The organism is Bacteroides reticulotermitis JCM 10512, assembly GCF_000517545.1.
In the GTDB taxonomy this organism is placed as follows: Bacteria; Bacteroidota; Bacteroidia; order Bacteroidales; family Bacteroidaceae; genus Bacteroides; species Bacteroides reticulotermitis.
Map to the genome: position 1 here is coordinate 55,086 of NZ_BAIV01000025.1, position 13,421 is coordinate 68,506.

Below are 13,421 nucleotides of genomic sequence, written 5' to 3' on the forward strand. Positions count from 1 at the left end.
ATGACGCTAACTATACGCCAAACTAATCGCCGGACGAAATGAAACGAGCTATTATAATAGGAGCCACTTCCGGCATTGGTCAGGAAGTAGCCAAGATTCTTTTAAAAGAGGGTTGGAAAATAGGAATTGCCGGGAGACGCGAAGCAGCTCTTGAAGCTTTTCAACGTACGGCTCCCAATCAGATAGAGATTCAAGCACTCGATGTGACTCAAGAAGACGCCGCCGAAAAGTTGCATACGCTCATCGAACGACTGGGCGGAATGGAGCTATTCTTGCTTAGTTCCGGTATCGGATTCCAAAACATGAACTTACGGGAAGATATTGAATTGAATACAGTACGTACCAACGTGGAAGGTTTTACGCGTGTGGTGGACTGTGCCTTCTCCTATTTCAAAGAGAAAGGTGGCGGACATCTGGCGGTTATCAGTTCCATTGCCGGAACTAAAGGGCTGGGAGTCGCTCCGGCTTATTCGGCTACCAAACGTTTTCAGAACACCTACATCGATGCGCTCGAACAACTAGCCTATATGCAGAAGTTGGCGATTCACTTCACAGATATACGCCCGGGGTTCGTAGCAACCGATTTATTGAACGACGGCAAACATTATCCCATGCTCATGCGAGCGGACAAAGTGGCTTACGACATCGTACGTGCGCTGAAGCGTAAAAAACGGATTGCTGTTATCGACACTCGATATCGGGTATTGGTGTTCTTCTGGGGAATGATTCCCCGATGGATATGGAAGCGAATGCCGGTGAAGACTCCGGGAAAGACATAAAGAAGCCATGCGATGAACGCAATTGAGGACTTTATTTATTCAGTAATACAAATAGGATATGAAACAAAAGAATTGTCAAAGTTGTGCGATGCCGATAGACAGCTCCACATTTGGTAAAGAAGCAGACGGCAGTCTGAACGAAGACTATTGTCACTATTGCTATGCGAACGGACGTTTTACGTTGGAATGTACCATGGACGAAATGATTCTGCACAATGTAGAATACCTCGATGAGTTCAATAAAGATTCAGAGATAAAATATACCCGGGAAGAAGCGATTGAAGCGATGAGAAAGTTCTTTCCACAGCTAAAGCGGTGGCAACAGTAAAAAAAACTCTTCTAACTTTCTGGCAACCTTGAAAGCTGCTCCTCTCAAAGAGAGGATACAGCTTATGGTATGTATGCTTATTCGGCAGCAGTGTTCATTTCAGGGTGCCGCTCAAGCCACGTCACCGCATAAGAGCAGGTTGCTTTCGGTATCATACCGTTAGCTATTGCATACGCATAAGCGGCTTTGACCAAAGCAGAAGCAATCCCTCGCCCCTCAATGGGTTTGGGAACAATGGTGTGAATAATATCGAAGTAGTTTCCCAACAAGCGGTATTGTACAAAAGCTGTACGACCGTCGACTTCTGTCTTGAACATATTTTGTTCGGGCTGATGAATGATCTTGTAATCCATAATATTCCATTTTATCGTTATTGAATCCACTGCAAACGTGTCGTATCGTACCCACGTCGATCAGCGATAGCTACTAATTTAGTTTTCACCTCTTCGGGCAACTGAGGGGTCCGACTCAATATCCAAAGATACTTATCCGAACTGCTTCCCACAAGAACATACGCATAATTCTCTCGATCCAACTCCATTATATAATAATCCGAGTAGAAGTTCAGAAAGAAAGAGACTTTCAGTTTACCCGGTTGTGCCGGATCGGGTATTTTGGCATGTCCCACCGCTGTTTTGCAGATGTCATAAGGAGTATGCGGCTTATATCCTTTATTCTCCACCCGAATACTCCCGTCGGAACGCAGGCTGTACGTAGCGGTTACGCCCATCAACCCTCGCTCAAATCGATGATCGAAGCGGGCTATTTCATACCACCTCCCCATATATCGCTGCAAATCAAGTTCGTCAATGGTGGAATTATCCAGGCCTTGAAAAAGATCGTTCAGGCTAGCGACTGAGAAATCAAACCCCGCTTCCAGCAAACGAGTCGGACGAACACGCTGCCCCGAAGTCAGGAAAGAAGAAGCTTCCCCGTAAATCAATCGGAAGACAGCCTGAGGCGCAATCAGAGTCATCCAAGCACCATACGCTTTTCCTAAAGCACGGGCAAAGTCATATTGCGTAACTTGTTGCGGAGCAACTAGGTTGAATACGCCCTGCAAAGCTTCGTTCTCGATAAACAATAACATAGCCCGGCAAAGATCCCGAATATCAATCCAGGGAAATACCTGTGTGCCCGGCCCTATAGCCACAGAAGCTTTGGTCATTTTCAGCGGACGGATCATTTGCCGCATGGCTCCTCCATCGGGCGAAAGTACTACCCCAAAGCGGGTAATAACAAGCCGTGTAGAGGACGGACAGCGTTTGGCTTCCTTTTCCCAGGCATAACAAAGATCGGATAAAAAGCCTTCCCCACGGGTTTGCGTATATTCATCCACCTCGCCAATGGTTGGATAATACCTACGGCAGAAGCGGAAATCAACAGTTTGGGTTTACGCGTAAGTGAACTCAACGCCCGATTAAGCCGATTGGTTACTCCAATACGACTCTCGAACAATTGTCTTTTGTACGCTGCTGTCCAACACTTATTAATAGGAGCGCCTGCCAAATTGATCACAACCTCGCAATTAGCCAAAGTCTGACTCAAACGCCCGGACATCCCTTCACGAAACATGGAACGTCCCAAAGGGATAATCTGATGTCCACCCTTCTCTGACAGATAAGCGGACAGATGTTTGCCTATATATCCGGTAGCCCCGGTCATTCCAATATTCATCTCTCTCTATTTTTCCTTTAAACTCTATTAGAAAAACATATAAAATGCAAGAAAAGTTCTTTGAAGAGTCAAAATGAAGTTATATTTGCAGAATTACAACATTCATAAACTTTATCTAGAAACATATGATTGAAGCTCCCGAAGCCCGTTATTTATGCGAGCAATTAAATAATACCGTCAAAGGAAAACTGATCACCAACGTATTTGCCTTATTCACTCCACACAAGTTTGCCTGGTTCTCCGACGATCCCGAAAAATACGCCGAATGGCTACTGGGAAAGACCATCGACAGTGCGCAGTCGCAGGGAGGAATGGTTGAAATAACCATAGCCGACCGGGTATTGGTTCTGACCGACGGAGTCAATCTGCGCTATTACGCACCCGGCGAAAAGCTGCCTGCCAAACACCAACTTCTCATCGGCTTTGAAGATGAGAGTTGCCTCGTAGCTTCGATACGAATGTATGGCGGAATGATGTGTTATGAGAAAAATGCAATTAACGGTAAGCTCTCAGCGTATTACGAAGCAGCCAGAAGTAAACCGCAAGTGCTCTCGGATGCGTTTAGCAAGAAGCATTTTCTCCAACTCATTAACGATGAAAGCGCGCAAAAGAAATCAGCGAAAGCTTTTCTGGCTACAGAACAAAGGATTCCAGGATTAGGAAACGGAGTTCTGCAAGATATTCTTTATCATACGCATATCCATCCTAAAAAGAAAATAGCCGAACTGACTGAAGCGCAACGGGAACAGTTGTTCTATCAAGTCAAAGAAACGATGAGCGATATCTACCGGCAAGGCGGACGAAACACTGAAACAGATTTATTCGGTACCAGTGGCAAATACGAGGCCTGTTTGTCTAAAGATACCGCCGGCTCATCCTGCCCCCGTTGTGGAGAAGCAATCGTGAAGGAGAATTATCTTGGCGGCAGCATTTACTATTGCAGAGGTTGCCAGGTTTTATAACCTTTGCCTCGCCCTCCTTCGAGGGAAATTATCAAAGCTATAAATTAGAGTAGTCATTTTTAAACGAAAACAAAGTCATGAAGAAGCTAAATCGATTCAACTATATCCTCACACTCATACTAGCCGTTTGCATCGGCGCCACGATCCCCATGCTGATAGGCAGCACACAAATACACGAGCCGCATACGGTTAAGTCAGAAGTTCCCTATTGTGTAGCTCCTCCAACTGTACCTTTGGAGGTCGTTTTCGATGGTGAGAAAGTCGATCTCCGCCGATACGATCGACGCGAACGTATGGACCGTGAAATGATGGCGTTCACCTATATGCACTCCACCACGATGTTACTAGTCAAACGTGCCAACCGCTTCTTCCCCGTGGTAGAACCTATACTCAAAGCAAACGGGATTCCGGATGACTTTAAGTATTTGATGGTCATCGAGAGCAGCCTCAACACTATTGCACGTTCTCCGTCAGGGGCCGCCGGTTTGTGGCAGTTTATGCCCGCTACCGGCCGTGAGTTCGGACTCGAAGTGAACGATAACGTAGACGAACGTTACCATATTGAGAAAGCGACTGTTGCCGCTTGCAAGTATTTCAAGCAGGCATATGCCAAATATGGAGACTGGATTTCCGTATCCGCTGCCTATAATGCAGGACAGGGGCGGATAACTTCTCAATTAGATAAGCAGTTGGCCGATCACACCATGGATCTTTGGTTGGTAGAAGAGACTTCTCGCTATATGTTTCGCCTGTTAGCCGCCAAAGAGGTACTCAGCAACCCGCAACGATACGGTTTTTTGCTAAAGAGTGAAGATTTATATCCGCCTATTCCGTGCAAAGATATCACAGTTACAACTCCGATCAGCAGCCTGGATGAGTACGCGCAACAGCAGGGAATTAACTACGCGCAACTTCGCGACATGAATCCTTGGTTGAGAGAGCATACACTCCAAAACAACAGCGGAAAGACTTATGTACTGAGCATCCCGACCCAAGAGGGCATGAATTACGATCCTAAAAAGACGGTAGCATATAATAAGGAGTGGGTAACGGATTAATCAGTTCTTTGGGGTACCCCAACAAACATTCGATACGTAAGAGTAAAAGCAAGATCAGCCTGTTTCTCCGTTAAGTATTTCCAGTAACGGACGGGCATGTCTTGTTTGTGCTTGCGAGGGTTCGCACGCTCTTTAATGGATATTGCTTTAAAATAGGTCTTCCAGAGCTGTTGGAATAACTTCTCGTCCTCATCCATCAGGCTCTCATCGAGCATACCTGTGATGAGATGAGCCTCGCGGCTTCCATCCTCAAAAGAGATTTCAACCACTTCTTGCAGGTCATAATAAAAGCCGTAACGCCGCTTCATATCATAAATAACCCACTTCTGATCGGCAAAGCGGTCTTTAAAATGTTCAATAGTAAGTGGCAACGCATTATACTGCGGATCGAAAACGGCGAAGAATGTTCCGTCGGCTGCTTTCTGGAAACGAACGAACTGCAACATACGCGTGCGCTCCCAATCTACCTTCTTCCAGATCTGAGCAAGTTCAAGTACGTCCGGATCGGCAAAGTTGGTTTCAATGGAACGAGGTGAATCAATGGCCTTCCGAATATAACGAAACAGAAGCATCCCCACTTCCGGGAGTTCCGACAGCCAACTCTGGGTCAGGCAATTCAATGCGGAGCGAGATATCTTTTTCTGTAATCCACGCCACACCCGCATTGCTTTCTCCTCATCGGTAATCACCGTATGGGTTTCACTGCAAAATAAGGGCAAAGAATCTCCATCCGACAAAAGGGCATCGGGAAATGTTTTGCGGAAGTAGGCGTCGAAGACAGCCGTTAGCAAACCATCAAAAGTACGATCATAGATAAAGACGGTCATACGGAAGAGTTTACCGGTCAGTCGCCGAAGTTAAGAACTAATTGATTTTCATCAATCTTTTTATTCGGTTTGGGAAGTAGAAGAGTACGTACGCGTTGTGGAGATAACTCATGAAGAGTTTTCATGGGCAACTCATTGCACGTAATAAAGTATTGCGCTTTTTTCATTACCACGCCAATCTTCTTCAGTTCATACTGTCCCAGTCGAGAGAAGCGGCGCGAAGCGACAATGAGTTTAGCAGACTTTACACCGATGCCCGGAACACGCAAGATCAATTCATAGTCTGCTTTATTTATATCAATAGGGAATTGCTCGGGATGCCGCAAGGCCCACGAAAGCTTCGGATCGATCTCGAGATCTAAATCCGGATAAGCGTCGTCCACAATCTCATCGACTTTAAACTGATAGAAACGCATCAGCCAGTCAGCCTGATAGAGTCGATTCTCCCGCACGAGCGGTGGTTGCTTCAATGCCGGCAGACGTTTGTCGTAGGTATTCACAGAGATGTATCCCGAGTAATAAACCCGTCGCATGGTGGGAGCCTGATACAATACGGACGACAAAGACAGAATGTCTTTATCCGTTTCAGGAGTAGCGCCTACAATCATCTGTGTACTCTGCCCGGCAGGTGCGAAGCGTGGAGCGTGTCGAAATTTCTGTCTCTCCTCTTTACTCTCCAGCACCCCCTGTTGAATGTACTTCATTGGAGCGAAGACGCTTTTATGATCCTTCTCAGGTGCGAGTTGCTTTAGATTCTCTTCTTTAGGGATTTCTACATTTACACTCAGGCGGTCGGCATAGAGCCCCGCCTCATTAACAAGTTCGCGGCTGGCTCCGGGAATACTCTTCAAATGAATATACCCATTGAACCGATGCACTAAGCGCAGGTCTTTTACTACACGTACGAGCCTTTCCATTGTATAATCGGGGCTGCGAACAACACCGGAACTCAGGAAAAGTCCTTCGATATAATTCCGTCGATAGAACTCGATGGTTAATTCCACCAATTCAGAAACAGCAAAAGTAGCGCGTGGCAAATCATTACTACGGCGATTGATACAGTAAGCACAGTCGTATATACAATAATTGGTTAGCATTATCTTAAGCAATGAAATGCAGCGTCCGTCTTCAGCAAAACTGTGACAGATCCCCCAACCTCCTACCGTATTACCCAATGTACCCTTTTTATTAGAGCGCACCGTACCGCTAGAAGAGCAAGAGACGTCATACTTAGCTGATTCAGCAAGAACCTTCAGTTTAGCAAGGACGTTTTCATTCATGACTCAAGTAGAATTTAGAGTCGCAAATATAGTGTTTATTTCCGTTGGTAAATCATTCTGCTACCTTATTAAAATATAAAAAAGACTTTCAATAAAAGAACATGACACACCACCGACATAAAAAGGTAAAAAAACACTAAGGGCTATCTTTAATAAAGATAGCCCTTGTTTTCTCTTAATATCTTAGTAGACTTCTAATTCTTATTTTTTAGAAGCTTCCAAAGATGCTTTACGGAATTCTTTCATTGCTTTTTCAATTTCCAAAGAAGCTTTACGAGCACGAGTTCCTGCTGCTTTGTTACCGTTTTCAATCTGAGCGTTAGCATCTTTTGCGAAGTCAGCATAGAGAGCTGCTACTTTTTCTACCAATTCTTTCATAATCCTTTTTATTTTTTCGTTAATAATGATGGGCAAAAATACATTCTTTCCTGAAATAAACAGTAAAAAACAACTTTTTTTTTTGAACTAATCTGCGAAAAATATTCAAAAAAAGACAGATTCGTGTTTTTTATCTACCTTTGTCGACATGAAACCGCTTACAGACGCTGATTACGTACATAGCCTGATTGCTGAAGGAGAGCACCAACAGCAAGATTTTAAATTTGAGATTTCCGATGCGCGAAAAATCGCACGAACACTTTCTGCCTTTTCAAATACCAACGGAGGCCGGCTACTTATTGGAGTTAAAGACAATGGAAAAATAGCCGGTGTACGTTCTGAAGAGGAAAAGTATATGATCGAAGCCGCTGCACAAATGTATTGTAGCCCGGAGGTGAATTATACCATGTATACGTATATTGTAGAGGGTAGACAGGTGTTGTTAGTCCAAATAGAAGAAAGCTTACAAAAACCCATCTATGCCAAAGACGAAAGCGGCAAGTTATTAGCTTATTTACGCATCCATGATGAAAATATATTAGCTACGCCTGTCCATTTGCGGGTATGGCAACAAAGCGGTAGTTCTCGCGGAGAGCTCACCCATTATACCGAACGCGAACAACTATTACTGGAATTGCTTAAACAAGGCCAATCCTTATCACTCAACCAATATTGCCGCCTAAGCAAAAGTTCACGCCGAGCCGCAGAGCATTTGCTCGCTAAATTTATCCGCTATGATATAATAGAGCCGGTATTCGAAAACCATAAATTTCAATTCAGAATAAAAAAGGAATAACTCCGCTCCAGCATATCCGTAATAAATTGTTGGTGAAAACCAACGTTTTTCGTACCTTTGCAGCGATGAGAAACTGTGGAGTCTCGAAGATTCCATGTCCAATCCGTCAAAAGTATATCATTCGTAACTTATAATACCGTAATTAATACAATGGGTTTATTTGATTTATTCAAGAAAAAGACTGATGAAACTAAAGTCGGTAACGTAGAAGACTTCATATCATTGACTCGCGTTTACTTTCAATCAGTTATCGCAGCTAATCTGGGAATTACCAACATTCGCTTTTTACCGGATGTAGCCAACTTTAAGCGATTATTCAAGATACCGACACAAGGTGGAAAGTTAGGACTAGCGGAAAAAGCCGCTTCGCGCAAAATGCTAATGCAAGACTACGGACTCAACGAGTCATTCTTCAAAGAGATCGATGCTTCCGTGAAACGCAATTGCCGCACACAAAACGATATCCAAACATACCTATTCATGTATCAAGGATTTTCCAACGATTTGATGATGCTGATGGGTAATCTGATGCAGTGGAAGTTCCGTCTGCCTTCTATTTTCAAGAAAGCCCTGTATGGAATGACACAGAAAACGGTGCATGATGTTTGCACGAAGCTGGTATGGAAAGCAGATGATGTACATAAGACTGCGGCTGCCGTGCGCCAATATAAAGAACGGTTAGGCTACTCGGAACAATGGATGACGGACTACGTTTACCACATTATCATTCTTGCCAAAAAAGAACCCAAACGCAAGGACGCTGACACCGAACCGAAAAAATAACAGCGGTAGAATGTTATTTTAAAAGAAAGATTCGTAAAGAATTGCATGATATAGGGAGCGAAAGATTAATTCTTTCGCTTTTTTTATTATCTTTAAGTACTTTTTCTTTCGGCTACCTTTATTAAAGAAAGAAATCGTTCCGAAATATTCAGTATCGCATCTGTCCGGCTACGCTAATCCCCCCAATTACTAGCCCACAGGATAACAATGCTCAGAACAACTCGCTCAACTGGATACCGGGAATAAGTACACCACTTACTATCCGGCGAATATCAGGGGACTATAAATATGGAAAAAACTCTGTTGATTAAACCAACCGATTAAAACAACTTGCTTATGAAACAAAAGAAAATGCTTGCTCTTACTCTTTCACAGTTAAAAAACATCTACTATCAGGAAATGCCCCAAATAGCTGAAATGGTGGAAAGAAGTACTTCGGTGGAAGACTTCAAAAACTCCCTACTTCAATATGTAGACGCTTATCAGGTAGAAGGTTCAGCCGCTGAAAAGGCAAGAGAGCAAATTCGACTTTTATTGCACTATGACGGACAAGTGGTTCATGAATTATCTACCGGAGAAGATATGTCGGTACAGACTATTCAGCTACTCTATCAGTTCCTCAAAGGGACATTGAAAGATATGGAAACACCCACCGATCTGTTTATTGAACTATTTCAGTTATTCGAGCGTCTGGGTGGAGAAGAGACTCCGGCACTCTCCCCACAAAGAATTAAAATCCGCAGCGACCGATGGGTTACCGGGCTGGATAAAGACGTACGTCTGATACGCGAAGAGAATAAAGAACGGATGTTGCATCTGCTGATCCAGAAAATAGAGAACCGGAAGTCTAAACCTTCTGCACGTTTCCACTTCGAAGAAGGAATGAACTACGAAGAGAAATACCAATCGGTTAACGAATGGTGGAATGATTTTCGTTTTCACCTTGCTATGGCGATAAAGAGCCCGACAGAACTGAATCGTTTCTTAGGGAATTCACTCTCATCGGAAACCATGTATCTGCTTCTCCTTGCCCGCAAGAAAGGTATGCCGTTCTTTGCCACTCCGTACTATTTATCTCTGCTCAACCCCACTGCCGAAGGATATGACGATGAGGCTATCCGAAGCTACATTCTGTACTCTCCCCGATTGGTGGAAACATACGGAGACATTGTTGCTTGGGAGAAAGAAGATATCGTAAAACCGGGCGAACCCAACGCAGCCGGCTGGCTTTTACCTGACGGAAACAACATTCACCGACGTTACCCCGAAGTTGCCATTCTGATTCCCGACACCATGGGACGTGCTTGTGGAGCTTATGCGCTTCTTGCCAACGAATGTATGATTTTCAAAGCCAACGCCTCAACTTCGAATTCGAGTCATTGCTTCCTAAAGAGACGTGGGATCATAAACTGCGGCGACTGATGACCTATTTTGAAGAAGACACCCAATTGAGGGATATTCTCATTACAGGAGGAGACGCGTTGATGAGCCAAAACAAAACCTTGCGTAACATACTCGAAGCCGTATACCGGATGGCTTTCCGCAAACAGAAAGTGAATCTGAACAGACCGGAGGGAGAAAAGTATGCAGAGCTTCAACGGGTACGCCTCGGGTCGCGCTTATTGGCGTATTTACCGATGCGAATCAATGATGAGCTGGTTGATATCCTACGGGAATTTAAAGAAAAAGCATCTCGTATTGGTGTCAAACAATTCATTATCCAAACGCATTTCCAAACACCGTTGGAAGTAACCCCGGAAGCTCAAGAGGCTATTCGGAAAGTTCTTTCGGCAGGTTGGTTGATTACCAACCAATTGGTTTATACGGTCGCAGCCTCTCGTCGCGGACACACCACCCGACTTCGCCAACTGTTGAACTCATTAGGCGTGGTTTGCTACTACACATTCTCGGTGAAAGGATTCAATGAGAACTATACCGTATTCGCTCCCAATGCCCGTTCCATTCAGGAACAGCAGGAAGAAAAGTGTTACGGCAACATGTCGGAGGAACAAGCTGGGGAATTGTACGAGTTGCTCGAAACCCGAACTGATGCCCAGCAAGAATCGAAAGAAGATGTCGCCAGTCGCATCCGTCGGTTCATGAAAAAGCATCAATTGCCTTTCTTAGCCACAGACCGAAGCGTGTTAAACCTTCCGGCTATTGGTAAAAGCATGACCTTCCAGTTGGTAGGACTTACCGAGGAGGGTAAGCGTATTCTTCGCTTCGAACATGACGGCACGCGCCGCCACAGCCCAATCATCAATCAGATGGGACAGATCTACATTGTAGAAAACAAATCGTTGGCTGCCTATTTGCGCCAATTGGGACAGATGGGCGAAGATCCCGAAGATTATGCGTCAATCTGGATGTATACAAATGGCGAAACCGAACCGCGTTTCAGTTTGTATGACTATCCCGAATTTCCATTCCAACCCACAGAAGCAGTGAGTAATCTCGCGCTCTGATACATTAAAAGGGCTTCCATCTATAAATTGGTATCCGGTTCTACAGGATAGATCGAATACCAATTGATAGAATGAAGCCCAGTAATGAAAAACTAGCCACAAGCAGAATGCCTTCGCACATCCTCTAGGCATCCGGTTCTCCGCTCTCAGAATTTCGTTTTCGATAAGCTCCCTGTCACCTGTCACAAAGCATAGTTAAGCGACTGATTCGTTGGAAGTAAAGTTGGTGAAAGCCAACGTGGCAGAGTTGTGACGGAAAATCAAGCTGTCATAATTCAGCACCATTCGCAAACAGTCTTTATTTTACATATAGATACGCATACTTTCGGATCGAATGCAGCGGATAGATGGATTTCCTTTGGATATTTAGCCTGAATGTCTCAGGCATTCGGATGAGATCGACCGCTCAGTACTTGCATCTCCCCTACAAGAAAAAATATTTCATCTCTCATGGTCTCATCATTTAAGGATTAATCATCAATGGATCAATGCAATACAGAATGAGAGATGTTTTCTAAAAGGGGTATCTCTCATCATTTCCTCCTATTTTCGCCTCTTTTTTAGTCTATCTCTCATCCTTTTTGAGGGATCTCTCATCTATTTTAGGTAGATTTCGCACCATGTACGGCTTCATTTTATCGAGGATATACAACAAGCGTGTGACTGCAAAACTGCTGCCACACGCCTATTGAAACAAGAAGTCGTCCTTTACATTCAAACGACTATGTATTTTTGAAAGACTATTCGCTCAGTTTTTATACCGATCAGCTCTCTTCTTTCACCCGTATCACGATATTAGCAATGATAGCCGTCAACCCTCCGGTCGTAATTCCCGAAGAAAAGATACTGCGAATACCTTCGGGAGCTTGTTGCAAAACATCCGGCATCAACTCAACACCCAGCCCCAACGAGAGGCTGACCGCCAATACCAACGTTTCTTTGCGTCCGATTTGCTGAGAAGAGATAATACGTATTCCCGCAGCAGCAACTGTTCCGAACATTAATAAGGTAGCACCGCCCAATACCGGACCGGGCATCAGGGAAAAGACAGCTCCCACAATCGGGAACAAGCCCAGCAATACCAACATCGCGGCAATGTAATAGCCTACATAACGGCTGGCCACGCCGGTCAGCTGAATAATACCATTGTTCTGCGCGAAAATAGAATTGGGAAACGCATTGAACATACCCGATACGAAGGAGTTGAACCCATCAGCCAAAACACCTCCCGACACACGCTTCACATACTGGTCTCCTTCAATAGGCAGACCGGAAATCATCGAATTGGCGGTGATATCGCCTGTTGCTTCAATTGCCGTAATCAAGTAAACTAATCCGATAGCGATGAAGGAGGAGATATTGAAATCGAGTCCGTATTTAAAGGGCATAGGCACATTAAAGCTCATCAACAATCCGGTGTCAAGCCCACTCATATCCACTTTACCCAGTGCAAAGGCAAGTCCGTAACCCAGACACAGCCCTAATATGATGGAACTCATGCGCAGGTATTTGCTTTTGCAACGATTGAAGAACAATACGCTTAACAAAACCACCCCTGAAATCGTTAGATTTTCCCAGGTAGCGAATGTGCCGTTTTCCATCGCCGCATAACCACCGCCACAGGAGACAACACCTACTTTAATCAGGCTTAACCCGATCAGCAGCACAACAATACCCGAAACAAGCGGCGTAATGATGTTTCTCAAATACTTAAACGTGCGGCTTACAATCATTTCGATGGGAGCCGCTGCCATACACACGCCGAAGATCAGCGGTAATCCGCCTACTAATCCGGTAGCTATGATAGGGCCGATGAACGAAAAGCTAGTTCCCTGAATACAAAGCAATCCCGAGCCTAAAGCACCGAACCGGCGACATTGTATAAATGTGGATATTCCCGAGGCAAAAAGCGCCATGGATACCAGAAAGCCCGTTTTCTCCACATCCAGCTTCAAGGCACCCGCGATAATGAGAGGAGGCGTAATGATGGCTACAAAAATAGCGAGCAAATGCTGCAAGGCAGCAAAGAAAGCATCTTTAAACGGCGGACGATCTTCTACACCGTAAATCAAATCAGTTTTCATCCGT

The 13,421-nt window shown here is 44.6% G+C and carries 11 protein-coding genes and 2 pseudogenes; 7 read left to right on the forward strand and 6 right to left on the reverse strand.

The window, feature by feature from the left end; genetic code table 11:
- The first annotated feature begins 38 nt into the window (after positions 1-38).
- Positions 39-779 (forward strand): SDR family NAD(P)-dependent oxidoreductase, encoded by a 741-nt coding sequence (locus JCM10512_RS14765; protein ID WP_044164295.1) that lies wholly within the window; start codon positions 39-41, stop codon positions 777-779.
- Positions 780-837: 58 nt separating this feature from the next.
- Complete coding sequence (locus JCM10512_RS14770) at positions 838-1,107, forward strand: zinc ribbon domain-containing protein (protein WP_044164297.1); 270 nt, start codon at positions 838-840, stop codon at positions 1,105-1,107.
- A gap of 77 nt (positions 1,108-1,184) precedes the next feature.
- Here JCM10512_RS14770 and JCM10512_RS14775 read toward each other — a convergent pair whose 3' ends face one another.
- Positions 1,185-1,460, reverse strand: a complete 276-nt coding sequence (locus JCM10512_RS14775; RefSeq protein WP_044164299.1) for a GNAT family N-acetyltransferase — start codon at positions 1,458-1,460, stop codon at positions 1,185-1,187.
- Between the two features lie 17 nt (positions 1,461-1,477).
- Positions 1,478-2,784 (reverse strand): annotated as a pseudogene (locus JCM10512_RS14780) (TIGR01777 family oxidoreductase).
- A gap of 125 nt (positions 2,785-2,909) precedes the next feature.
- Here JCM10512_RS14780 and JCM10512_RS14785 point away from each other — a divergent pair.
- Both JCM10512_RS14785 and JCM10512_RS14790 read left to right on the forward strand, forming a co-directional pair.
- Complete coding sequence (locus JCM10512_RS14785) at positions 2,910-3,746, forward strand: formamidopyrimidine-DNA glycosylase (RefSeq protein WP_044164301.1); 837 nt, start codon at positions 2,910-2,912, stop codon at positions 3,744-3,746.
- A gap of 77 nt (positions 3,747-3,823) precedes the next feature.
- Positions 3,824-4,804 carry a lytic transglycosylase domain-containing protein gene (locus JCM10512_RS14790; protein ID WP_044164303.1) on the forward strand — a complete coding sequence of 327 codons (981 nt, stop codon included), beginning with the start codon at positions 3,824-3,826 and terminating at the stop codon, positions 4,802-4,804.
- Here the strand turns inward: JCM10512_RS14790 and JCM10512_RS14795 are convergent.
- The 3 genes from JCM10512_RS14795 to JCM10512_RS14805 form a co-directional block, all read right to left on the reverse strand.
- On the reverse strand, positions 4,801-5,631 hold the full coding sequence (locus JCM10512_RS14795; protein WP_044164306.1) for a TIGR03915 family putative DNA repair protein: 831 nt from the start codon (positions 5,629-5,631) through the stop codon (positions 4,801-4,803). The genes JCM10512_RS14790 and JCM10512_RS14795 overlap by 4 nt on opposite strands.
- Before the next feature lie 17 nt (positions 5,632-5,648).
- Complete coding sequence (locus tag JCM10512_RS14800) at positions 5,649-6,911, reverse strand: putative DNA modification/repair radical SAM protein (RefSeq protein ID WP_044164308.1); 1,263 nt, start codon at positions 6,909-6,911, stop codon at positions 5,649-5,651.
- A gap of 201 nt (positions 6,912-7,112) precedes the next feature.
- A complete protein-coding gene (locus JCM10512_RS14805; RefSeq protein ID WP_007750534.1) occupies positions 7,113-7,289 on the reverse strand; it encodes a BF3379 family histone-like protein in 177 nt (58 codons plus the stop codon).
- Between the two features lie 148 nt (positions 7,290-7,437).
- Between JCM10512_RS14805 and JCM10512_RS14810 the strand changes: the two genes are divergently transcribed.
- From JCM10512_RS14810 to JCM10512_RS14820, 3 genes and pseudogenes are all read left to right on the forward strand, one after another.
- Positions 7,438-8,085 (forward strand): AlbA family DNA-binding domain-containing protein, encoded by a 648-nt coding sequence (locus JCM10512_RS14810; RefSeq protein ID WP_044164312.1) that lies wholly within the window; start codon positions 7,438-7,440, stop codon positions 8,083-8,085.
- A 150-nt stretch (positions 8,086-8,235) separates the two neighbouring features.
- On the forward strand, positions 8,236-8,868 hold the full coding sequence (locus tag JCM10512_RS14815) for a DUF8491 family protein (RefSeq protein ID WP_044164314.1): 633 nt from the start codon (positions 8,236-8,238) through the stop codon (positions 8,866-8,868).
- A 336-nt stretch (positions 8,869-9,204) separates the two neighbouring features.
- A pseudogene (locus tag JCM10512_RS14820) lies at positions 9,205-11,333 on the forward strand (KamA family radical SAM protein).
- Between the two features lie 764 nt (positions 11,334-12,097).
- Here the strand turns inward: JCM10512_RS14820 and JCM10512_RS14825 are convergent.
- Entirely contained in the window at positions 12,098-13,417 is a 1,320-nt protein-coding gene (locus JCM10512_RS14825; protein ID WP_044164316.1) for a nucleobase:cation symporter-2 family protein, read from the reverse strand.
- Between the last annotated feature and the right edge of the window lie 4 nt (positions 13,418-13,421).

Excerpts from the sequence above, each read along its gene's own strand:
- JCM10512_RS14765 (WP_044164295.1), top strand. The coding sequence starts at position 39 with ATGAAACGAGCTATTATAATAGGAGCCACTTCCGGCATTGGTCAGGAA.
- JCM10512_RS14770 (WP_044164297.1), top strand. The coding sequence starts at position 838 with ATGAAACAAAAGAATTGTCAAAGTTGTGCGATGCCGATAGACAGCTCC.
- JCM10512_RS14815 (WP_044164314.1), top strand. The coding sequence starts at position 8,236 with ATGGGTTTATTTGATTTATTCAAGAAAAAGACTGATGAAACTAAAGTC.
- JCM10512_RS14795 (WP_044164306.1), bottom strand. The coding sequence starts at position 5,631 with ATGACCGTCTTTATCTATGATCGTACTTTTGATGGTTTGCTAACGGCT.
- JCM10512_RS14775 (WP_044164299.1), bottom strand. The coding sequence starts at position 1,460 with ATGGATTACAAGATCATTCATCAGCCCGAACAAAATATGTTCAAGACA.
- JCM10512_RS14810 (WP_044164312.1), top strand. The coding sequence starts at position 7,438 with ATGAAACCGCTTACAGACGCTGATTACGTACATAGCCTGATTGCTGAA.
- JCM10512_RS14790 (WP_044164303.1), top strand. The coding sequence starts at position 3,824 with ATGAAGAAGCTAAATCGATTCAACTATATCCTCACACTCATACTAGCC.
- JCM10512_RS14785 (WP_044164301.1), top strand. The coding sequence starts at position 2,910 with ATGATTGAAGCTCCCGAAGCCCGTTATTTATGCGAGCAATTAAATAAT.
- JCM10512_RS14805 (WP_007750534.1), bottom strand. The coding sequence starts at position 7,289 with ATGAAAGAATTGGTAGAAAAAGTAGCAGCTCTCTATGCTGACTTCGCA.
- JCM10512_RS14825 (WP_044164316.1), bottom strand. The coding sequence starts at position 13,417 with ATGAAAACTGATTTGATTTACGGTGTAGAAGATCGTCCGCCGTTTAAA.
- JCM10512_RS14800 (WP_044164308.1), bottom strand. The coding sequence starts at position 6,911 with ATGAATGAAAACGTCCTTGCTAAACTGAAGGTTCTTGCTGAATCAGCT.